Genomic DNA, 21,699 nt, shown 5'->3' on the forward strand with positions numbered 1-21,699 from the left:
TGCGAAGCGTTGTGATGCTTCGACGCACTCAATGAGAGGTTCAACATGCCTTCGACCGTCCGTGAGCGGCTGAAACTGGATCCCGGCGATATTCCGATCTACGCCATTGGCGACATTCATGGCAGACTTGACCTGCTGCAGAAGGCGGAGCAGGCGATTATTGATGATGCTGCCGCGATCCCGGGGCGAAAGTTGATCATCACGCTCGGCGACTACATTGATCGCGGGCCGTCATCGGCACAGGTGATCTCGCACCTGATGGCGCTTCCGCCCGAAAATTTCGATCGCATCTGCTTGACCGGGAACCATGAGACCACGATGCTCGACTATCTTGACGGTCTGGTTTCCTTTTCGGATTGGATGCGAATGGGCTCGGATGCGTTGCTGCGCTCCTACGGGCTCGATCCGGAGCAACTGCCTCTGGTTTTTTCGACTGCCGCCAAGCTCGATGGCTTCATCAAGAAGTCGATTCCGAAGCCGCACGTGAATTTTCTGCGTTCCCTGCCGATTTTCGTCGATACGCCGAATGTGCTCTTCGTGCATGCGGGCATCGATCCCATGCTGCCGATCGATGCACAAAGCGACGAGGACCTTGTTTTCATCCGTCATCGCTTTTTCGAGAGTCGTCAGCCACTGCCGAAGCTAATCGTTCACGGCCATACGCCGAACGACGAGCCGGAGGTTCTGCCGACAAGACTAAACCTCGATACCGCGGCCTTCCACACTGGCAAACTCACGGTTGCCAGGCTATGGAAAGGGCGCGTGCATCTATTCCAGACCTGATCAGGCGCCGGCTTCTGCCGGCTCCCGCTTCTTTGACGTCTCTTCGGTGTAGTAGCTCACATATTTGTGGCGGTAGCGTTCGGTGCCGCCGAAGTTGGTGAACTTGCCGAGCTCGGTCATGTCGGTCTTGTTCAGGATCACACCCAGAATCTTGGACTTGATCTGCGGCTCGGCGTTTAGAAGGTCGCGCACGACACTCGTTGGCGTCGAGCCCCATTCGGTCACGAACAGGAAGCCGTCGACCTGCGGGGCAAATGCCTTGGCGTCGATGACAGGGCCGAGCGGCGCAAGGTCGACGACGATGTAGTCGAACATCTTGCGTGCATTTTCCATGAGGTTGAACATGCCCTGCGAGGCAAGCAACTCGCTGGTGTGCATGAGGTGATCGTTCGGCAGAACCGGTAGGATTGCCAGCTTCGTCACAGGATCGACCTTGACGGCACTCGCCCACGGAACCTCACCGAGAACAGCCTCGACGAGCCCCTGCTGCGGAGGGGTTCTCAGCATGCGCGTCAGGCCGGGGTTGCGAAGGTCGGCGTCAATGAGCAGCGTGCGCTTGCCGCTGGAGGCGAGAAGCGCCGCGAAGTTGGCCGCCGTGGTCGACTTGCCTTCTCCCGGCATCGCCGAGACGACGCCGATGACGCGGTCCGATTTGCCCTGGAACATGACGTCGCTCGCAAGCTTCGCGTTGCGCAGGGTTTCGGCGAAGACCGAGCGCGGCGCTTCGAGCACGACACGCATGATGCGTTCGAAGGTCGCGCCGGAATCGGCGGCCGCTTCGGCAGGGGCCAGCGCAGGATTGGCACGGGGCCGGAAGATCTTGCCCTCGCGCGGCGGCTTGCCGATCAGCGGCAAATAGCCGAGGAATTTGAGGCCAAGGATCGTCCTGACGTCGCCTTCAACACGGAAGAAGCGCTCCCGGAATTCCTGGAAGGCCGTGAGCGCACCGCCGGCCATCAGGCCGAGGACAATGGCAAGGCCGAGTGTCATGGTCTTCTTCGGGCTGGATGGCGAAACCGGGACGCCAGCCTCAGAGATCACGCGGGCCTTGGCAATCGGGAAGGACTGCTGCTGCGACGCCTCCTCGTACTTGCCGAGGTAGGATTCGTAGAGGGTCTTCAAGGCAGTTGCCCGCTGCTCGAGATCATTGAGCTGGACAATCGACTTGTCGGCCTCCGAATTCTTGCCTGTCAGGTGTTCGATGTTCTGGCGCAGCGAGGCTTCCCGCGAGCGGGCGACTTCGAACTCGTTGCGGTAGCTGGAGGTCAGTTGTTGCAGTTCCTGATAGATCTGGCGAGTCAAATCCTGCTTTTCGGCACGCAAGGCGACGGCCTGCGGGTGGTCCTCACCGAAGTTCGTCGTGACCTCCTGTTCGCGCTTGTTCACCGAGATGTAGCGGGTGCGCAGGTCCTGGATCACTGTGTTGTCCGTCTGACCGGACGAGATTGCCGCGTTGTTGACAGCGTTGTCGGGGCCCAGGTCGACGATCGACTTGAATTGGTTGTAGCGGGCCGAAGCGCTGGCGCTGTCGGCCTGGGCGACGATCAACTGCTTGTTGAGGTCGGCAAGCTGCTGTTCCGACATCAGCTCACCATTGGCGGACGTCAGGCCATTCTCGGCCTTGAACTTCGCGACATCGAGTGCTGCCTGCTGCGACCGTTCGCGAAGATCTGCGAGGCGCTGCTGCAGCCACACTGAGGCGCTTTCCGTGGCATCGAAATTGGCGTTCAGCTGGTCATTGAGGTAGGCAGTGGCGTATGCCTTGGTGATCCGTTGCGCGAGAAGCTTGTCGGTCGAGCGGAAGGAAACGGCGAGAACGGAGCTGCGATTGACCCGCGATACCGCCACGGCCTCCTGTAGCAAGGCTGCCGCCTTCTGGCGACGACCGTTGCGAGCATCGTCTTCTGTTACCGGCGGGCCACCAGGCGCCAAAGCGGTGACAATCAGCTTCATCCCGGACTTGATCAGCGCGGCGGGCGATTTCGCAGGATCGAGGATCGTCTCATTGTCCTGAAGCTTCTCGGCATCGACCACGCGAAGCGCAAGCTCGTTCGACTTCAGGATTTCGACGGCGCTGGCGATCTGCATGTCGACCTGCTGTGCGCTGGCCGCCGGCGTCGGATCCTGCGCGTATTTCGCAATATCGTCGTCGAGCAGGATCTGCGTCATCGACGTGTACTGCGCCGTTGCGAAGAGCAGATAGACAACGGCGAGCGTCACTGTTGCGGCAACGCAGAGTGCAATCGAGCCGGCGCGGCGGATAACAATGGCGATCAGGCGATCGATGTCGATGAAGGAATCGGAATCGTCGGCCGCTTTGGGCAGAGAACTGTGCAAGGTCAGGTTCCGTTGGTTCATGGCTCTATCCTTTGCGGGAGCGGGTCACGCCATCGATGGCTGTGAGGTCGGTCTGCGGGCTTACCAGTTGGCGAAGCGGCGCGAGTGCGCGATGGATCCGCATGGCAATCGGCATCCTGAGATGCGCCACTGCCGACGGATTGCTCCAGGCCGTCTTGATCGCTCCGGAGATCGACCGGTCTTTGATGTTCTGTACGAGGATGAGGAATGCGCGGCCTCGGCGGAGGCTTCGTTCGCGAAACTCCTGTGCGGCGGCCGCCTCCGCATCCAGCGTGTGATCTCGAAGGAAAGCCTTATCCCCCTCGATCATGGCATCGATGTGGTGAAGGGCGAGAACGCGTGAAATCGACCCCTCGCGGATCTGATAGTCGTAGCCGGCGATTGGCTCGATCACGCAGCGCCCACCAAGAGCCATGGCCGAGGCGAGGAACAGATAGTCCTCGCCGACTTTCAGGGATTCGTTGAAGCAAAGTCCATGCCGCTCGATGAAGGCGCGCTGAAAGATCGGCTTGAGATAACCAAAGTTATGCGTTGTCTGAAACAGGGCATTCGATCTTATGAATACAGGAAGCGTCAGCTCCGGCGTGTCCGCCAGCGATTGTTCGGTAAACATTGTTTCAGGCGGCGTGCCGTCGGCGCGAATGACTCGGAGATTGTCGACGGCAATCTCAGCATCAGCCTTCTCGGCGCGCTCGATCATGCGCCGCAACCGCTCCGGTTCGACCGTGTCGTCGGAATCGAGCACGGCAAGCCAGCGGCCGGTCGCGGCAGACAACGCCGCATTGCGCGCTGCGGCAGGCCCGCCGTTGCGCGCAAGCGCCAGCAGCTTCACGTTTCTGTCGGCGTAGCTTTCTGCAATGGCTCTCGTCTCGTCCGTCGAGCAGTCATCCGCAACGATCACCTCGACCGAAACGCCCCGTTGTGCAAGCGCGCTATCGATCGCATTGGCGAGCGTCTGCGCCGCGTTGTACGCGGCGACGATGAAGCTGACGTCGGGCTGGGTTTGCATCATGCAGCCTCCGCCGTTCCGTACTGACGGATTTCGCGAACGCCCAACAGACCGCTGACGACCCCGGTATGCATGAGGCCGCGAAGGACGTAGCGATACCGTGGGATCGGGGAAAAGATGCAGGCAAGTGCCGCGCCGTAGCAAAAGATTGCCTTAGCGGCGGCAAGGCCGATCTGTTTCAGTCTCTGCAAGCCGGTGTTCTTTTCCTGAAGCAGCCGCCCATGTGTCTGGCCGAAACGGAAGCGGCGCTTGGCAAGCCAGGACAGGCCGGCGCGGCTTTCAGTCACCGGTTCATAGACGTAGGCCTCGGGCGCAAAGGCGATCCCGCCGCCCTCGGCATGCATGTGGCTGAAAAATTCCGTGTCCTCGCCGCCGGTACGTCCGAGCGCGAGGTTGAAACGACGACCGGCCACATGGGGCGAATCCAGGCGAAGGAGGACGTTGCAGGTGTAACCGGTGCGGATTTCGCCGCCGACCCAGACGGGCAGGGTCGAGTGGAAGTCACCCTCGCGCATCCAATTCGGCGCCGTCGAGGAATAGACACTGCGGACAGGGCCGAGCACGGCATCCGCCTTGGTCTTGCTGGCAACGGCAAGCAATTCCACCAGCCATTCCTCGCTGGCGTCCTCATCATCGTCGATGAAGGCCAGGAAGTCGCCGGTCGCGTTGTCCAGGCAGGCGTTTCGCGCAATCGAGATGTTCGACGCCGGGCAATGCACATAGGCAATTTCATGCGGAATGGTCGGGCGAAGCGCATCGATCCGTTCCTTCGCACTCGCAACCTTGTCGTTGTCAGCAACGATGATTCGCAGCGTTGCTCCATCAGGCACGGCGAGGACCGCAAGCGAAAGCAGCGCTTCGTCAAGCGAAGGGCGGCGATAGGTGCAAACGCCAATGTCGATCTGCATGGGTTTCACGTCGCTCATGAGGAGACCTTTCTGCCGCGGAAGCTCAGAAGCTCCATCCAGAAACCGGCTGACCAGGCGAAGTGCATCACCATTGCCGAAACGGCGGCAAGCGGGCCGTAGGGGTTCCTGTGGCCGATGGCCATCCAGAAGCCATAGCCGACGCAGGCAACGGCCCAGAGGCTGAACGGGATGACGGCCGCCCAGTTCAGGACGGCAAGAAACGCGCCGATGAAGACCGGCACGACGAGAAGCGGAAGCATCTGGCGAAGATTGGGCATGCTGCCGTGCTTGAGGATGTTCTTGGCCCGACCCCTGCCATAACCGAGGTACTGGCGAAAGAGTGTCGAGATGGTCGAGCGCGGATAGTAGGTCATCCGCGTCTTATCGGTCATCCAGATGCCGAAGCCTGTCTGCTTCAAGCGGTAGTCGAGTTCGGCATCCTCGTTATGGCTGAAGGTTTCATCGTAGCCGCCGACAGCGTCGAAGGCTGCGATGCGCATCAGTGCATGATGGCCGTGATTCGTCCAATGCCCCTTGGCGCCCTCGCGATGCTTGGAGCCACCGTTCCCGAGCTTGGAATTCTGAGCAAAGGCTGTTGCCTTCTGGAAGACGCCAAAGCCGACGGTTTCCATCGCGACCACGACGGAGTCCGCCTGGGTCAACACGGCCTCCTGCACAAGGCGACGGCAGTAGTCGTCCGGGTAGTCGCCGTGCGCGTCGATGCGGATCAGGTAGTCGTAGTCACGGCCAAAGGTTTGCACTGCGAGATTAACGGCCGCACTCTGGATCCGCCGCGGATTGTGCAGCAGGACGATTCGTGGATCGGCGGCGCTGATGCGGGTGACGATTTCGCGAGTTGCGTCCGTACTGCCCCCATCGGCGACAACGATCTGGGCATTCATGTGATCGAGTTCGAGGCTTAATTTGGCGAGCAGAGCCTCGATGTGCTTCTCCTCGTTCAGGCAGGGAATGATGATGAGACTGGAGACGCTGGCACCGACATCAGGCTTCATGTTTGTCCACCCTTCTGGAGATACGCTTGTGGGAACAATTGCGCCGGCGCCGCCCCTCTCTGCGGTTGCCGGAACAAGGCGGGAAAGGCTTGCGACGAGCGCCACGCAATCGCTGCGGTCGGCAAGCCAGGTCTTGCGATCCTTCGCGGCGACGGCCTCACTCAATGCGCGGTAACGCTCGCCGGTCATGTTTTCGAACAGGTACTCGAGCTGCGTAACGGCCGCTTCCGAAAGCGCGAGGCCTATGTCGCGGGTATCGAGGAAGCGTGCCGTTTCCGTACCTTTGAGCGCGATCGGAACCGCTCCGTACAGGCAGCCCTCGTAGAGCCGGTTCGGCAGGAGCCAGCTCGAATTAAGGCCCTCCTCGAAGAAATCGATGGCCCAGGAGAAGTGGACGTCGTCGTAGATCGCCCGCAAATCTTCCGGGTTGCGGTAGGCGCCTTCGAAACGGAGGTAGGGCTCGTCGCGCACGAAGGCGTCGAAATCCTCGAATTCGGAGTAGGCGGGACGACCGCGCAGCACGATCTCGACCTTGCCTTCCATGCGGCGCGAGAAATCGGCAAGCAGGCCGAGCGACTTGCGGCAGCGAAGCGCACCAAACCAGCCGATTTTCCACGGCTCACCCGGTTGCTTCAGGGGTCGTCCGAACGCCGGCTCGATAGCTGCTTCGTCAAGGGAGATGACCTTGTTTTCAATCAGAAGCGTCTCGGCTTTGACGCCGGACCGAGGACTGAAATAGTTCTCGATGAAGGCCGGAGAACTGGTCAGGATGAGTTTTGCATTCTTGCCGAAATGCGCCTCGGCGCGGCGGATCGCCTTGCCGACCATGTCGTCGCGTAGCAAAAGGCGATGGATGTCCAGGCATTCATAGACAACGGGAACGTTGCCGCCGAAAAGCGCGTTGGCTTTATGCGCGACGGCCAGCGCTTCCAGATTGCGCCCGATGATGAGATTGGGCTTCTCTACGTTCTTCAGCAAAGCCTTGAGGCCCGCCATCGCCTTTGCGACAGCACTCATGCGTTGCCCAAACTTAGCGTCTGCGGTGCGGCCGAGTTCGATCGGATTGACCCCATGCACTTCGGCAAGCCGATTCTCTCCACGCCGGAAACCAGCCAGCACGACGTCGGCGCCTCCCTCGCGCAGCATAAGCACCCGCCGTCGTACGGCAGGGTCTGCCAGGTCGTGCACGAGGTAGAGCACTTTGAGCATCGAGGTTCCTTTTCGTGTGACGGCTTCGGCCGCGCTGAATTTTTGCGGGATGCTGGTCAGTTGAGCGTGCATGCGATCGATTCAGGGAACTGGCACTTGTCGCCGAGCGCGGTGAAAGCCACCCGATCGACGCTGAGAACGGCCGGCTTCGTGTAGTCGAAGCGACCCATCCAGTTCGAAAGCGTGTCCGAACCCCAAAGACTGAAGAAGATCTTCTGTGGGGTGGACGGTATCTTCGATGGATCGGTAACGTCCTGAACAAGCTTGCCGTTCAGGTAATAGCGCAAGCGATCCTTTTCCCAGATGAAGGCATAGTCATTGAAGCCCTCATCGGCTTTGCTGCCAACCGGAACGAGTTTCTCGTTACCGCCCTTGGCCTGCACGTATTGGTTCACCTGCACCTCGCCGGTGTTCTTACCCAGCACTTCGAAGTCGATCTCATCGTGCTTCTGCTTGTCGGCAGGGCCGATGTAAGTGAAGAACGCTGAGTTTAAGCCCGAGCCGGTACCCGCCTTGATGCGCGCTTCATAGGTGCCATAGCCGTAGCGCTTGGTCGTCTGGATCTCGCCACACGAATAGTTCCGGTCCTTGGATTTTCCGTCCGCGAACGAGAGCTGCAGGGCACCGTTCTCGACCTTCACATTGTTCTTCGACCAGGTGCAGTTCTGGTGGGCGCCGTTGTTCCAGCCGTCCGAAACGTACCAGAAGCCACGGTTGATCTTGTCGAAATCATCGACAAAGGACTTTCCGGATGCCTGTTGCGCCGAAGCCGGCAGCGCTGAAGCGCAGGCCGCCGCGATAGTGATGAGGCTGAGGCAAAGTTTTCGCGCATGGGCGATTTGTGTCGTCATGTGTCACCTTTGCTGTGTAACGAGTTTGCGAGAGACGTCCTGGGGCGACGCCGGCGTCGCCGACCGTTTGGTTCGGCCGCCTGTCAAAATTGCGTAGAGGCGCGGGAAATTCTTCCGGCACAGCCCGTTCGACAGAGTGAGAAACGGAAACAGCAGCGCGAAAGACAGGACGAAGAAGAGCGGATAGAAGCTCAAGTCCGCCTTGCCCCAGAGGATCCAGAGAAAGACGAGCAGCGGGTAATGGGCGCAAAAGATCCAGAAGCTCAGGCTTCCCGTCTTCGAAAGCCGCTGGCCGAGTTGCGTCTTGATCAGCGGAGCCGACAGCAGCCAGAAGCCGAGCGCGCCGACGATTGCCAGGGCATTGCGGAAGAACTGCACCCAATCCGGTAGGGACGGGCCAGTGAAGAAGATCGCCGTTGCCAAAAGTGCCGAGGCGGCGAGTAGCAAGAAGACGCCAATCGGCGCAAAACGGTCGAGAGCCTTCAGGTCGAACTGCTGCAGGGCAATGAAGATGCCGAGACTGAAGCTGAAGAGGATCGAGCGCTTCAAAACGATGTAGATCGTTAGCTCCGGAACCAGTGAGATCACCAGCAAGGCGGTCAACGTCAAAATCGGAGCGCGACTGATCAGCCATGCCAGGATCGGCGAAAGCAGGATGCAAACGAAGAGATCACGAAGGAAATAGAGCGGCACGTTGGCCGGAAAATCTTCCACCGCCAGCACTTGCGTCATCAGATCGCGGCCGGACGCACGGAGTGGATCAGGCAGATAGCCGTCGCCGACCCCGACACTGGTGGCCAGAATGATCGCCGCGATGAACGCGCAGTTCCAAAGCAGGAACGGCAGGAAGACCGTCTGCGCCTTGGTGCGCACGGTTTTCCTGTAGTTGAAGTTTTCCTGCCCGCTGCGAAACAGCAGGTAGCCGGAGATCGCGCTCAGACAGGGAACGCCTACACGAAAGAGCGCTTCCGTCAGAAAGATCCGGATCAAGTCAAATGCGCCGTAGGTCCCGTCATAGGGACTGCTGGCGGCGTCGAACGGTATATGGACGAACACAATGCCCGAAATGAGCACGATGCGCATCAGATTGATCCGCGACGATATATTCGCATCAACATTCACGTTATCAGTCACCCCTTTTGGGCCGCACCTCCCCCTGCGACCGTTTTCAATCAGAGCAGACCCGAGCCCGCACGCCGAAGTTAGGGCGAATTCAGGGAAGAAAATATGGCAGTGCAGCAAAAGTGATCGGGGATCCCACTTCGTAACAGTCGTCCTGTCCTGGCTCATTGTGGGAAAAGACCTATGTATCGGTCCGCCCGAATCGTCCTGAACGTCAACGACAGCAGTGTATTTCATAACATGATGATATTCATCGATTTCTGGGTCCTTTCCCGGTCAGGCAGCCTAAAAGTTTTTGTTGACTGGTGAACGATTGTTACAACGCGAAGCTGACGCGCCGCTCCGATCGTGGCCGAATTGCGGCTTGAGACGAGCGATCGTTTCGTTTCGATACGGTCTCGTGTGATCCGGTCTACCCATTCGCTTTGACAAACTTCGGCCGAAATGAACGTCATCATTTTGCAGTGCAGCAGACTTGCTGCGCTTTCATTCACCCCTAGATGCGCTGGGGCGGAAACATCACTTCGCGTATCTCAAGGAGAGAGTATGGCGACCTTCACGATCATCATCCCCTTTTACCAGCGTCAGGACGGGATTCTCGGCCGCGCTCTGGCGTCGGTCTTCTCACAAAGCTTCAAGGATGTTGATGTCATCGTCGTCGACGACCAGTCACCACGCTCTCCGGATGCGGACCTGGCGCTCCTGTCGGAGGAGGACAGGGCACGCGTCACGGTGATCGCCCAGGCGAATGCTGGACCGGGTGGGGCGAGAAACACAGGCCTTAATCACGTCCCGGCGGCGACGCGCTATGCTGCCTTTCTCGATTCCGACGATGTCTGGACACCGGATCACCTGGCGAATGCCATTCATGCGATGGAAACGTTAGGGGGGGATTGCTACTGGGCGTCCATCGAAGGGGGCGAGGAATTCGACTATCATTTCGGTATCGCCGCGCTCGAGAGAGAGGACGGCGCGCGGCGCCTGATGGACAAGCCGCTGATCCTCGATGTGCCGGATCTTGCCGGCGTCATGCTGAAGAACTGGGCCTTCCTGCACATGTCCTGCATGGTCATTGGCCGGCCGCTGTTCGAGAAGGTTCGTTTCGACGCGTCCCTGCGATTGGCGGCCGAGGACGTCCTGTTCTTCTGTGATTGCATCATGACGGCAAAACAGGTGCTGCTCTGCGCAGAGCCGGGGGCGCTGCGCGGGGAAGGCATCAACATTTTCCACGGCGTGGATAACGCCTCGCCAGAGTTCCTCAAGCAGCAATTCATCACCTGGATGGCGCTTGACCAGCTGGAGAGCCGATTTTCCCGCAGGCCGCAGGAGATCGAGACGATCAAGGAACACAAGAACACCGCGCGCAGGCAGGCGATCTGGAGTCAGATCGGCCTGCTGCGCCGGCGCAAGAAGCCGGATTTCAGGCTACTTGCACGCTGGGCAGCGCGCGATCCACGTTTGCTTCAGAGCGCGCTGCAGCTGGCGGCCGCCAAGTTCTCGAGATAGTCGAACCCCGGTTACTTGGCCGGCGCGCTCAGAAGATATCTCAAGCCGTTGCCTTGCGCGGTGACGGATACGCCACCGGGATTTCGCAGGCGCTCCGTCTTGTCCATCAGGATGCCCGTTGCAACGGGCGCGAAGGCTGCCGGGTGCGTTGCGATGTAGGCGATTGCTGCTAGCGGGCCTGATTGCGATTTGATGTCGAGGAACCGCCGCAGCTCATACTTGCCACGAACATGCCGCTCATGCCGACGCACGGCTTCTGCGGCCTCTGGCGGCAGCCTTGACGATGTCAGGAGCGCGCGATCGGCCTCGTAAAGGCGGCGAAGATCTTCGGTGCGATGGCGACCGCTGAGCGAATTTCCGCGCACGACAGCCCCGTAGCCGCAGCTGTGGATCACCTTGTAGCGCGCGCCGAGCGCCAGCGCCCTGATGTAGAGGTCGTAATCCTCTCCAAGCCGCATCTCCTCGCGGTAACGCAAGCCATGCTTGTCCAGGAAGGCCCGTCGCATGATCGGCTTGAGAAAGCCGATCTCACCGCGGCGGACGCCACGCTTGGATATGTTGCCATCGACAAAGGTGGGCAGGTCGAGGAAGAGCGGACTTTCGGCAAATTGCTGGAGCCGCTGGGGCGCCTGGCTTGCCGTCTCGGCGTCGACGAAGGCGATGTTGTCGGCAACGAACTCCCAGTCGTCCTCCGCAAGCATCCGGCGAAAGCGTCCTTCGAAGAAGAAATCGTCAGCGTCGAGGATCGCGATCAGGGGTGCCGAAGAGATGTCGATGGCGTGGTTGCGGGCGGCGGATGGGCCTTTGTTCTGGTCGAATCTGACGACACTCAGCCTGCCGCTGGCGTCATCCGCACGTCTTGCAGCCTCCGCCGTGCCGTCATTGGAGCCGTCATCAACGACGACCACTTCGGCCACTTCTGGCTCCCGAAGCGCTGATTCAACAGCGGTTTCGATCGTGTCCGCCGCGTTCTTGGCTGCGATGATGACGCAAATGCTTGCCGTTTTTGCCACGCGTAGCCTCCGTTGTTTTCGCTCAACAACTAGGACGTCAAAATGTGGCGGACAACGGGCGGCCGTTCAAATGATGTTACGAGCGAGGATGCCCCGATGCCGCAGAGCCAGGACTATCGGGTCGAATCGCGATGCTTAGCGATTGAACGGTTCAGAGCCTTTGAAGGGCGTCACGGGTAGCTTTTCCGCTTCTTCGCGCTTTATGGCGGGGCGGATCGTGCGGCTCCTGGATTCCTTCCAGACAAGGTAAAGCACGCCGCCGAAGTAGCCGGCCTGAAGCAGGACGGCGCAAATCGCGGTCTTGATGGCGGTGCCGGCGAGGGAACCGCTCAGCCAATACGTTGCCACAGCAAATACGGCCAGCGCGCCGAGCATGCTGAAGATAACGCGAGGTGCATACATTTGTTGCCTCCTCCATCGGAGCTTCGTTCAACGAACAATCATTGAAGACGAAACGCCATCAGGATCCTTCCTAGGATAATGTTTTACAGGACTTCCTGTTTCAACTGAAGCTCTGGGGACGTTTTTTTGCGTCTGCGAAATGGGTAGTACAGCGACGGTCTTAAAGGTTTCTTCCGGCTATTGGTAAAAATGCCACGTGTTGCCGCTGTCCGGCCGCTTTCGCCAAAGATGATTAAAAAAGATTTCGCACATCGCCGGTTGCGCGCAATTTGGCAATACACGTTACCATTAGTGCCACAATGTCGGTTGCACGGGGCCGCCCGGGGCGGTTTTACGTTCAACTTTTATTACAAAGTTTTAATTTCAAACGTTTAGCTGGTGCAGTGCAAAATGCATGGTGCAATGCAATAACAAGCTCTGTCGCAAATAGAAACCGGCGCTCTGCCAGAAGCCGCGAATGCAAACCATCAATTGCCGGCACCAGGCCTGAACGACCTACACTTCAGTATCTTTGAGCCACACAGCAATGTCCGAGACTTTTATTGGTACACGCAGAGATCATTTCGATGCCGCCAAAGAATTGTATAGCTATTTCAGCAGAATCTTAAAAACAAAAAAGTTGAACGGCGGCTGCAAAAACACGTCGTAAAGCCTCGGTCTTAAAATTGTGGCTTAAAAAAACAAAATCACCTCATACACTTCGAATTCGTCAGGGCTTGCTAAGCGGCCTGAGCCTACCCGACCAAACGGCAAACATAAGTGGAGTTACCTCTATGAAGTCTGCGACGAGATCGGACAGTTCGCCATTTTATGGCGCAGTTCATCAGAGCGTGTTTCCGCCGACAGGCGGGATCGCGAAACGGGCATTCGATGTGTCCGCCGCCTGCCTCGGGCTCATTTTTCTGAGCCCGCTTTTTTTGATGGTGATGTTGCTTGTGAAGCTCTCCGACAGGGGGCCGATCTTCTATGGGCATCGCCGCATCGGCCATAATGGCCAGGAGTTCCGTTGCCTGAAGTTTCGGACAATGGTCACCAATGGTGACAAGGTTCTGCAGGAACACCTGCGCAACAATCCGAAGGCCATGGAAGAGTGGCGTGCAACGCGCAAGCTGCAGGACGACCCCCGGGTCACTGCCGTTGGTGCCGTTCTGCGCAAGTTGAGCCTTGATGAGCTGCCCCAGCTCTTCAATATCATCCGCGGCGAAATGAGTGTCGTCGGTCCGCGTCCCGTTGTTCGAGACGAACTCGAAATGTACGAGAATGCGGCCGTCTATTATCTGCAATCCCGCCCTGGCCTCACGGGCCTCTGGCAGATCAGCGGACGCAATGACGTTTCTTACGCGACCCGCGTCGCCTTCGACACGCACTATGTCGAAAACTGGTCGCTGGTTCGGGATGTCGTGATCATCGCACGCACAATCCCGGCGGTATGCGCTCAACGCGGCAGCTACTAAGCCGCATCTCAAAGCCCAAACAGTACTGCGCGGCAACGCCTTGCGGCTTGTCGTGCTGAAACACGGGGAAGGTTCATGGAAAAACGCTTTCTTGACGGCAAGGCCGGACAACGTCGCACGCTAAGATCCGGTATTGTTGTCGCAGCCGGACTTGGTGCTTTTCTGGCGTCTTCATCGCTTGCTGCTGCCGACGACTACCGTCTTGGTATCATGGACAAGCTGAAGATCCGGGTGGCCGAGTGGCAGACCGCGGATGGTAGCATCCGTGACTGGTCGGTCGTCAGTGGGGACTACACGGTCGGGCCTTCAGGAAGCATTTCCCTGCCTTTCGTCGGCGATATGCCTGCCTCGGGCAAAACGACCGATGCAATCGCCCAGGAGATCGGTTCGGCACTGCAGAAGCAATTTGCTCTGAAGGACCGACCGTCTGCCTCGGTCGAGCTCTCGGAATTCCGGCCGGTCTATCTGTCCGGCGACGTCGAAAAGCCCGGCGAGTACCCGTTTGCGCCGAATCTGACGATCGTCAAGGCCGTGAGCCTTGCCGGCGGTCTGCGCCGCGCGGACGCCGGGCAGCGATTTGCCCGCGATTTCATCAACGCCAAGGGTGATGCGGTCGTCTACTTGGCCGACCGGGCACGCCTGCTGGTGAAGCAGGCGCGGCTGCGGGCCGAGATTGCGAACCAGGATACGATCGAAATGCCGAAGGAGCTTCAGGACAAGCCGGAGGCGAAGCCCCTGCTTGCCAGCGAAACGGCGCTCATGAATACACGCAAGAAGCGGCTGACGTTGCAGCTTCAGGCGCTTGCCGACCTCAAGCAACTGCTGCAAAGCGAGGTCGAGACTCTCGCCAAGAAGACTGAAACGCAGACCCGGCAGCTGCAGCTTGCAACTGAGGACCGCGACAAGGTCGAGGATCTTGCCGAAAGGGGCCTTGCGCTCAGCAACCGCAAGATGGCCGCTGAACAGCGGGCCGCGGATACCGAGGCGACCCTTCTCGATATCGATACCAATTCGCTGAAGGCTAAGCAGGACATCAGCAAGGCCAATCAGGACGAGATCACGCTTCGGAACGACTGGGATGCGCAGCTTGCCCAGGAACTGCAGAACGCTGAGGCTCAACTCGACGAACTCAATCTCAAGCTCGAAACCAGCAACTCGCTGATGGCGGAAGCATTGACGCAATCGACCGATGCCGCCCGCTTTGACACCAGCACCGGCGCTGCGAGCATCGCCTATTCGATCGTCCGCGAAGTTGACGGCAAGGCGAAGGAGATTCCGGTTCAGGAAAATACAGCACTCCAGCCCGGCGACCTTATCAAGGTCACCGCCGGATTGGCGATGAGATAACGAGGCCGCAATGCGGATCGCAAAATCTGCGCTCATTCAGCCAGGCGGGAACGCGGCTTATGCCATCCCCGCCGTGGCGCTGTCACTTTTTTGCTTCGCCTACTCGATCAAGTTCGGGCAGGTGGCGATCCTGCTTTACTATGCGCTCTGGCTGCCGCTTATCGCCGTGGACTACAAGAAGGTGCTCGGCAGTCATGGTCGCTACCTCTGGATCTATGCGTTTGCGGCACTTGCCTTCCTGTCGGTCTTCTGGTCGGCCGTTCCCAGCATTTCGCTGCGCGCCAGCATCCAGTATCTGACGCAGGTCATCTGCGCCCTGATTGCGGTGCGCGTGCTCGATGTCAGAACGCTGACGGTGGGCATGATCGCCGGCGTCGGGATCGTTCTCGTGTATTCGCTCCTGTTCGGTTATTACGAGTACGATCCTCTGGACGGCACCTTCAGTTTCGTGGGCGCCTTCGCCTCGAAGAATCAGCTTGGCTTCTATGCATCGCTAGGCCTGATCGTCTCTTTTGCGGCTGTCTTTATCTTCGGTGAGAGACGCCTCTGGATGGCCGCGTCAGGCGTGGTCGGGCTTCTGTCGGCATACTGCCTCATTGCCTGCCAGTCGGCGACGTCGGTACTGACGACTGCCGTGGTGATTGCCCTGATGATGGGCCTGCGCGTCGTCATCGCACTTGCCCCCGACCATCGCAAGCTGCTGGTGATCGGCGGCGGGGTGGCCGTCGTCATCCTTGCCGTTGCCGGTGTCTATCTGGGGGCGGTGGATGCCGTTCTCGGCATCTTCGGCAAGGATTCCACGCTGACCGGCCGCACCTATCTCTGGCAGCAGGGGATCGAGGCGGCCAAGCAAAACCCGGTATTGGGAATCGGCTACCAGGCCTATTGGGTCCAGGGCTTCTCCGAGCCGGAGCGGCTGTGGGAAGAGTTCTTCATCGGTTCGCGAAGCGGCTTCCACTTCCACAACACCTATATCGAAACGGCCGTCGAGCTGGGGCTCACGGGCGTCATCGTTCTTGCCGTCATGCTGTTGCGGATTCTGTGGGGACACTTGCGCCGCGTCATCGAGGACTTCAGGAACGATGAATCCTATCTGCTGTTCTCGATCGCGGTCTTGCTGACGATCCGGTCCTTCGTCGAGATCGATATTCTGACGCCATACAACGTCGGGACGTTTCTTTTCTACTTTGCCGCCGGGAAGCTGGCGACAGCGCGCCGCCAAACGGCGGTGAGCTCATGGCAACGCCAGATGTCGCCAGAGCCCGTCACTCAATAACGTCATCGCATTTCGACCGGCCTTGACCGGTCTTCTGAGGAAACCGGATGAAGACACTTTACGGCATCCAATATCTGCGCGCCTTTGCGGCACTTGCCGTCGTTGTCTTCCACGCAGCGGAAAGGACCGGTGAGCATTTCGCCATTGGTGCTGCCGGCGTCGACGTCTTCTTCGTGATCAGCGGCTTCATCATGTGGGTCATCAGCGACCGCAGGCCGATGACGCCGCAGGGTTTCCTTCTCGACCGCATTCGGCGCATCGCGCCGTCCTACTGGCTGGTGACGAGCGTGATGATCGCCGGTGCCGTGGTCGGCCTGTTTCCGAACCTGAAGCTGACCGGCGCCCATATCCTTTCCTCGCTCTTCTTCATTCCCGCTCAGTCGCCGAGCACGGGTGATATCTGGCCGGTCCTCGTCCAGGGTTGGACGCTGAATTTCGAGATGTTCTTCTACGTGTTGTTTGCCGGGGCGCTTTTCCTGCCGCGTCGTTGGCGGCTAGCGTACCTGACGGTCATCTTCGGCGGCTTTTTCCTGATCGGCCTTGTCTTCGAGCCCGCATCGCCGGTGCTCAAAACCTATACCCGGCCGATCATTCTGGAGTTCCTCGGAGGCGTTCTTCTCGCCGAATTGTGGATCAGGCGGTGGATTGCAGGCACCAGTCTGGGGCTTGCTTGTGTCGGCGCATCGCTCTCCGGCTTCGCCACCATCTTCCTGATCGGAGCCGATTTCGATGAAGCGATCTGCGGGCCCCTTGCCATGGCGCTGGTCTACGGCATGGTGTCCCTCGAGGCGGGTGGGAGCATCGGCCGCGTACCGCTTCTCACCTATCTCGGCGATGCGTCCTATTCGATATACCTCTGGCACACGTTGGCGATTTCCGTGATCGTCAAGGCTGCCGGCGTGGTCGGGCTGTCGACAACGCCGACGATCGCGATCGCCGTTGCCGGCGGTACGATCCTCGGCGCGGCAGCCTACGAGCTCGTCGAGAAGCCGCTGCGGAAGATCTTGTCGTCAGACCTGCTCAAACAGAATGCGGTCGAGCGGCGTCCTTCATGAAGAGGTTTCGGGGACAGCCTCCTCGGAGGGCGGCGCGGTCTCGGCCTGCGCAACAGGCTTTTTCCGGCGCGCGCGCAGCACGACGTAGAAGACGGGTGTCAGGAACAGGCCGAAAATCGTTACGCCAAGCATCCCTGAGAAAACGGCCGTCCCGAGTGATTGACGCATTTCGGCGCCGGGGCCGGTGGCGATCATCAGCGGCACGACGCCGAAGATGAACGCGAAGGCGGTCATCAGGATCGGCCGCAGACGCAAGTGACTGGCCTCGATTGCGGCTTCGACGGCCGACTTGCCTTCATCCTGCGCCTGTCTCGCGAATTCCACGATCAGGATGGCGTTCTTGGCCGCCAGCCCGATCAGCACGATCAGCCCGATTTGGGTCAGGATGTTGTTGTCCATTCCGCGCAGATGGACGCCAAGCAAGGCAGCCAGGATTGCAAGGGGAACGATGAGGATGATGGCAAGCGGCAGGACCCAGCTTTCATACTGCGCCGACAGTGCCAGGAAAACGAAGACGACCGACAGGGCGAAGATGTAGATCGCCGTGTTGCCGGTGTTCCGCTCCTGAAAGGCGATTTCCGTCCATTCGAAGGTTGTTCCTGCTGGCAGCAACTGCTTCGCAAGCCCTTCCATCTTGTCCAACGCAGTGCCCGTCGAAACGCCGGGAGCGGCGTTACCCTGTACGGGTACTGATACGTACATATTGTAATGCTGGACGAGTGAAGGGCCGCTGCTATCGCGGATATCGACCAGTGTGCCAAGTGGGACGAGTGCACCGGTCGCGGATCTTACCTTGAGGGCCAGGATATCGTCACGCTCGACGCGATATTGCTGATCGGCCTGCGCGCGCACCTGGTAGACACGCCCGAAGGCATTGAAATCGTTGACATAGGATGTACCGAGATTGATCGACAGCGTATCGAATATGTTGGAGATCGGTACGTTCAGCATACGCGCCTTGTCGCGGTCGATTTCGAGGAAGTACTGCGGGCTATTGGCGGAGAACGTTGTAAAGACGCCGGTCAGACCCTCCGTCTGGTTGGCCATGCCCATTAGCTGGTAGGCGACGCCGAGGATGCGGCGCATGTCCGAACTTTCGCGGTCCATGAGCTGCATCTTGAAGCCGCCGGCATTGCCGATTCCGGAGATTGGCGGTGGCGGGATGGCGATGATGAAGGCCTCTTGGATCGCCTGCAGGCTCCCGTATAGCTGTCCGATGATCTTGGTCGCCGTCTGGCCGTGCTCCAGGCGGTTTTCGAAAGTGTCGAACGCGGCGAAGACCACGCCGGAGTTGGAGGCGTTGGTAAAGGTCGCGCCGCTGAACCCCGAGAAGGCCACGGCATTCTTCACGCCTGGCGTGTTGCGGATGATCTCCGAAGCACGCTCGATAACCGCGTCGGTGCGGGAAAGCGCTGCACCGTCAGGCAGTTGCACGACGACGATGGCGTAGCCCTGGTCCATGACCGGGACGAAACCACTCGGAACGATCCTGCTCATATAGTAGGTCGCCCCCAGGAGGCCGACGAAAACCAGCAATGCGACGCAGAGTGCGGCGACCGTCTGCACCGTGTGCCGCACGATCCAGGAATAGCCTGCACTGAGCTTGTCGAAGCCGTTGTTGAACCCATTAGCAAGCGCGCTCCCGAAACGCGCGATCGGGTTGCGACGTTTCTCGTGCTCCTCGTGTGGCTTCAATACCAGTGCGGCGAGGGCCGGCGAGAGGGTCAGTGAGTTCAGCGCCGAGATGGCGGTGGCGACCGAGATCGTCACGGCGAACTGCCGATAGAACTGACCCGAAATGCCGGGGATGAAGGCAGTCGGAACAAAGACGGCGATCAGCACGAGCGAGATTGCGACGACGGCCGTGCCGACTTCGTTCATCGTCACATGTGCGGCCTCCCTCGGCGTCATCCCCTTTGCCAGGTTGCGCTCGACGTTTTCGACGACGACGATCGCGTCGTCGACAACGATGCCGATTGCCAGCACGAGACCGAACAGCGTCAGCATGTTGAGCGAGAAGCCGAAGGCAAGCAGAAAGGCGAAGGTGCCGATCAGCGAGACCGGGATGGCAACGATGGGGATGATCGCCGTGCGCCAGGACTGCAGGAATATGAGAACCACGATGGCGACGAGGATCGCGGCTTCAGCGATCGTCTTGTAAACCTCGTTGATGGATTCCGCGATAAATTCGGTTGGATTGTAGACGATGTCGTAGCTGAGACCTTGCGGAAAATCCTGAGCGACGGTGTCCATCGTCTTCTTGATTTCAGCCGCGGCCGCGAGCGCGTTGGTGCCGGGGCGCGCGAAAATGCCGAGCGCGACGGCGGGCTTGCCATTCAGATAGCTGTTTGTGACGTAGTCCTTGGCGCCGAGTTCGATGCGGGCGATATCCTGCAGCTGGACGAGACGCCCTTCCGCGGTCGCCTTGACGATGACATAACGGAATTGCCGGGCATCCGAGAAACGCCCCTGCGTCGTCACCGTATACTGGAAGGCATTGGTGCCGGCGGCCGGTGGCCCACCGATCGAGCCGCCGGAAACCTGCACGTTCTGTTCGCGCAGAGCGTCGACGACGTCGCTGGAGGTCATGCCGTAGGCCGACAGTTTCTGCGGATCGAGCCATATGCGCAACGAATATTCACGCTCGCCGAAGAGGATGACGTCGCCAACGCCATCGAGGCGAACAAGCGTGTCGCGGATGCGTGTGCGCGCGTAGTTGGAGACATAGAGCTGATCGTAGCGAGAGTTGGGTGACAGCAGATGCACGACCATCATCAGGTCGGGCGAACTCTTTGCTGTCGTGATGCCGATGCGCCGAACCTCTTCAGGAAGGCGAGGTTGGGCAATGGCAACGCGGTTCTGGACAAGGACTTGCGCCTTGTCGAGGTCTGTACCGAGTTTGAAGGTCACTGTGAGTGCCATCGAACCATCGGCCGTCGAATAGGAAGACATATAAAGCATGTCTTCGACGCCGTTGACCTCCTGCTCGATCGGTGTCGCCACGGTGTTGGCGATAGTCTCGGCGTCAGCGCCGGGATAGGAGGTGCGGATCACAATGGTCGGCGGCGCGATCTCGGGGTATTGCGCCACGGGCAACTGAAAATAGGCGATGGCGCCGACAATAAGCAGCACAATAGAGAGCACCGACGCGAAGATCGGTCGGTCGACGAAGAAGTGCGCAAATCTCATCGGCTGAGCTCCAGGCCGGCGGCTTCCGGGGCGATCTCTTCGCGGCTTTGCGCCAGCTCGACCATCTGCGGCGTGACCTTGCTACCCGGGCGGGCGCGCAGAAGGCCATTGATGACGATCGTCTCGTTGCCGTCCATGCCTTCGCGAATGACGCGATAGCCATACAGGCGTGGTCCAGGCCGCACCGGCTTTGCGGTGACTGTTCCGTCGTCTCCAACGACGTAGACGACGCGTTGGTTCTGGTCTGAGCCGATCGCTTCGTCCGGCACGAGGATCGCCTTGTAGACATTCGAGGCCTCAACGGAGACACGACCGAACAGACCTGGTTGGAGCACGTAATTCGGATTGTCGAATCGCGCGCGTATGCGCTTCGTACCGGTCTCGCTGTCTATGCGGTTTTCAGCGAAGTCGAGCTTGCCTTTGAATGGTTTTTCGTTGGAATCCGTGATCCTTACTTCAACTTCGACGCCGCCACCGCCCTCCTGCAGATCGACCCCGCGCTCGCGGGCGGTCTGCGCGAAATTGAGAAGACGGCGCTCGTCGACGTCGAAGTAGAAGTCGATCGGATCCACCGTAACGATGGTCGTCAGCACCGATTGATCGGCCTGGACAAGGTTGCCGACGGAGATCAGCCGGCGGTCGATGCGCCCGCCGATCGGGGCCGTGATCTTCGTATATTCGAGGTCGAGCGCTGCGCGATCAGCCGTCGCTTGTGCGCCGCGGACGTTTGCCTGCGCCGAAACCCATTCGCGCCGGCGGTCGTCAAGGATCGATATCGACTGGCTGCCGCTTGTTGCCAGGCTCTCGGCCCGCTTGAACTGTGCCTCGGCGTAGACGAGCGTTGACTTGGCTACTTCCAGTGCTGCGTTCGCTTCGTTCAGGGCGGTGATGAACGGCCTTTGGTCTATGACGAAGAGCAGGTCGCCCTGCTTGACGAGTGCGCCGTCGGTGAAGTGCACCTCCTGCAGGTAGCCCCCGATGCGTGAGCGCACTGATACCTGATCGACTGGTTCAAAGCGGCCAATGAATTCGTCATTGTCGACGACATCGCGCACGACAGGCTTTGCGACTGAGACGGAAGGAGGGGCGGCGGCTGGCTGCTGTGCCATCGCCGCGGTGAACGGCATGAGAGCAAAGGAGCCGATGGTCAGCAGGTGTCGAAGCAAGGAAGGCATGGCGGTTTCCTTATCCGGACGGCCGCAAG

General features: G+C 59.6%; 16 protein-coding genes. 6 read left to right on the plus strand and 10 right to left on the minus strand.

What is annotated here, in order from left to right; all coding sequences use genetic code 11:
- Positions 1-45: 45 nt before the first annotated feature.
- Positions 46-783 carry a metallophosphoesterase family protein gene (locus tag K9B32_RS19480; RefSeq protein WP_224565138.1) on the plus strand — a complete coding sequence of 246 codons (738 nt, stop codon included), beginning with the start codon at positions 46-48 and terminating at the stop codon, positions 781-783.
- Here the strand turns inward: K9B32_RS19480 and K9B32_RS19485 are convergent, their stop codons facing one another.
- The 6 genes from K9B32_RS19485 to K9B32_RS19515 all read right to left on the minus strand — a co-directional run bounded on the left by K9B32_RS19485 (position 784) and on the right by K9B32_RS19515 (position 9,253).
- Positions 784-3,141 (minus strand): polysaccharide biosynthesis tyrosine autokinase, encoded by a 2,358-nt coding sequence (locus K9B32_RS19485; protein WP_224565139.1) that lies wholly within the window; start codon positions 3,139-3,141, stop codon positions 784-786.
- 4 nt (positions 3,142-3,145) lie between these two features.
- Complete coding sequence (locus K9B32_RS19490) at positions 3,146-4,153, minus strand: glycosyltransferase family 2 protein (protein WP_224565141.1); 1,008 nt, start codon at positions 4,151-4,153, stop codon at positions 3,146-3,148.
- Entirely contained in the window at positions 4,150-5,076 is a 927-nt protein-coding gene (locus K9B32_RS19495) for a glycosyltransferase (protein WP_224565144.1), read from the minus strand. The genes K9B32_RS19490 and K9B32_RS19495 overlap by 4 nt, the downstream gene beginning before the upstream one ends.
- Positions 5,073-6,071 (minus strand): glycosyltransferase family 2 protein, encoded by a 999-nt coding sequence (locus tag K9B32_RS19500; protein WP_224565192.1) that lies wholly within the window; start codon positions 6,069-6,071, stop codon positions 5,073-5,075. Before K9B32_RS19500 ends, K9B32_RS19495 begins: the two co-directional genes overlap by 4 nt.
- A gap of 1,265 nt (positions 6,072-7,336) precedes the next feature.
- Entirely contained in the window at positions 7,337-8,131 is a 795-nt protein-coding gene (locus K9B32_RS19510) for a glycoside hydrolase family 16 protein (RefSeq protein WP_224565146.1), read from the minus strand.
- Between the two features lie 3 nt (positions 8,132-8,134).
- Entirely contained in the window at positions 8,135-9,253 is a 1,119-nt protein-coding gene (locus K9B32_RS19515; RefSeq protein ID WP_318013353.1) for an acyltransferase, read from the minus strand.
- 546 nt (positions 9,254-9,799) lie between these two features.
- On the opposite strand from K9B32_RS19515, the gene K9B32_RS19520 reads away from it, so the two are divergent.
- A complete protein-coding gene (locus tag K9B32_RS19520) occupies positions 9,800-10,759 on the plus strand; it encodes a glycosyltransferase family 2 protein (RefSeq protein WP_224565150.1) in 960 nt (319 codons plus the stop codon).
- An 11-nt stretch (positions 10,760-10,770) separates the two neighbouring features.
- Here K9B32_RS19520 and K9B32_RS19525 read toward each other — a convergent pair whose 3' ends face one another.
- Together K9B32_RS19525 and K9B32_RS19530 are read right to left on the minus strand one after the other, a co-directional pair.
- A complete protein-coding gene (locus tag K9B32_RS19525; protein WP_224565152.1) occupies positions 10,771-11,772 on the minus strand; it encodes a glycosyltransferase family 2 protein in 1,002 nt (333 codons plus the stop codon).
- Positions 11,773-11,907: 135 nt separating this feature from the next.
- Positions 11,908-12,174 (minus strand): exopolysaccharide production repressor protein, encoded by a 267-nt coding sequence (locus K9B32_RS19530; protein ID WP_132592936.1) that lies wholly within the window; start codon positions 12,172-12,174, stop codon positions 11,908-11,910.
- Between the two features lie 773 nt (positions 12,175-12,947).
- On the opposite strand from K9B32_RS19530, the gene K9B32_RS19535 reads away from it, so the two are divergent.
- The 4 genes from K9B32_RS19535 to K9B32_RS19550 all read left to right on the plus strand — a co-directional run bounded on the left by K9B32_RS19535 (position 12,948) and on the right by K9B32_RS19550 (position 17,306).
- Complete coding sequence (locus tag K9B32_RS19535; RefSeq protein ID WP_007533512.1) at positions 12,948-13,628, plus strand: sugar transferase; 681 nt, start codon at positions 12,948-12,950, stop codon at positions 13,626-13,628.
- Between the two features lie 75 nt (positions 13,629-13,703).
- A complete protein-coding gene (locus tag K9B32_RS19540) occupies positions 13,704-14,975 on the plus strand; it encodes a polysaccharide biosynthesis/export family protein (RefSeq protein ID WP_224565154.1) in 1,272 nt (423 codons plus the stop codon).
- 10 nt (positions 14,976-14,985) lie between these two features.
- Positions 14,986-16,251 carry an O-antigen ligase family protein gene (locus K9B32_RS19545; protein ID WP_224565156.1) on the plus strand — a complete coding sequence of 422 codons (1,266 nt, stop codon included), beginning with the start codon at positions 14,986-14,988 and terminating at the stop codon, positions 16,249-16,251.
- 47 nt (positions 16,252-16,298) lie between these two features.
- Entirely contained in the window at positions 16,299-17,306 is a 1,008-nt protein-coding gene (locus tag K9B32_RS19550; RefSeq protein ID WP_224565158.1) for an acyltransferase family protein, read from the plus strand.
- Here K9B32_RS19550 and K9B32_RS19555 read toward each other — a convergent pair.
- A complete protein-coding gene (locus tag K9B32_RS19555) occupies positions 17,301-20,495 on the minus strand; it encodes an efflux RND transporter permease subunit (protein ID WP_224565160.1) in 3,195 nt (1,064 codons plus the stop codon). The two genes, K9B32_RS19550 and K9B32_RS19555, sit on opposite strands and share 6 nt — an antisense overlap.
- Complete coding sequence (locus tag K9B32_RS19560; protein WP_224565162.1) at positions 20,492-21,670, minus strand: efflux RND transporter periplasmic adaptor subunit; 1,179 nt, start codon at positions 21,668-21,670, stop codon at positions 20,492-20,494. Before K9B32_RS19560 ends, K9B32_RS19555 begins: the two co-directional genes overlap by 4 nt.
- Between the last annotated feature and the right edge of the window lie 29 nt (positions 21,671-21,699).

This window comes from Rhizobium sp. 3T7 (genome assembly GCF_020166565.1).
In the GTDB taxonomy this organism is placed as follows: Bacteria; Pseudomonadota; Alphaproteobacteria; order Rhizobiales; family Rhizobiaceae; genus Rhizobium.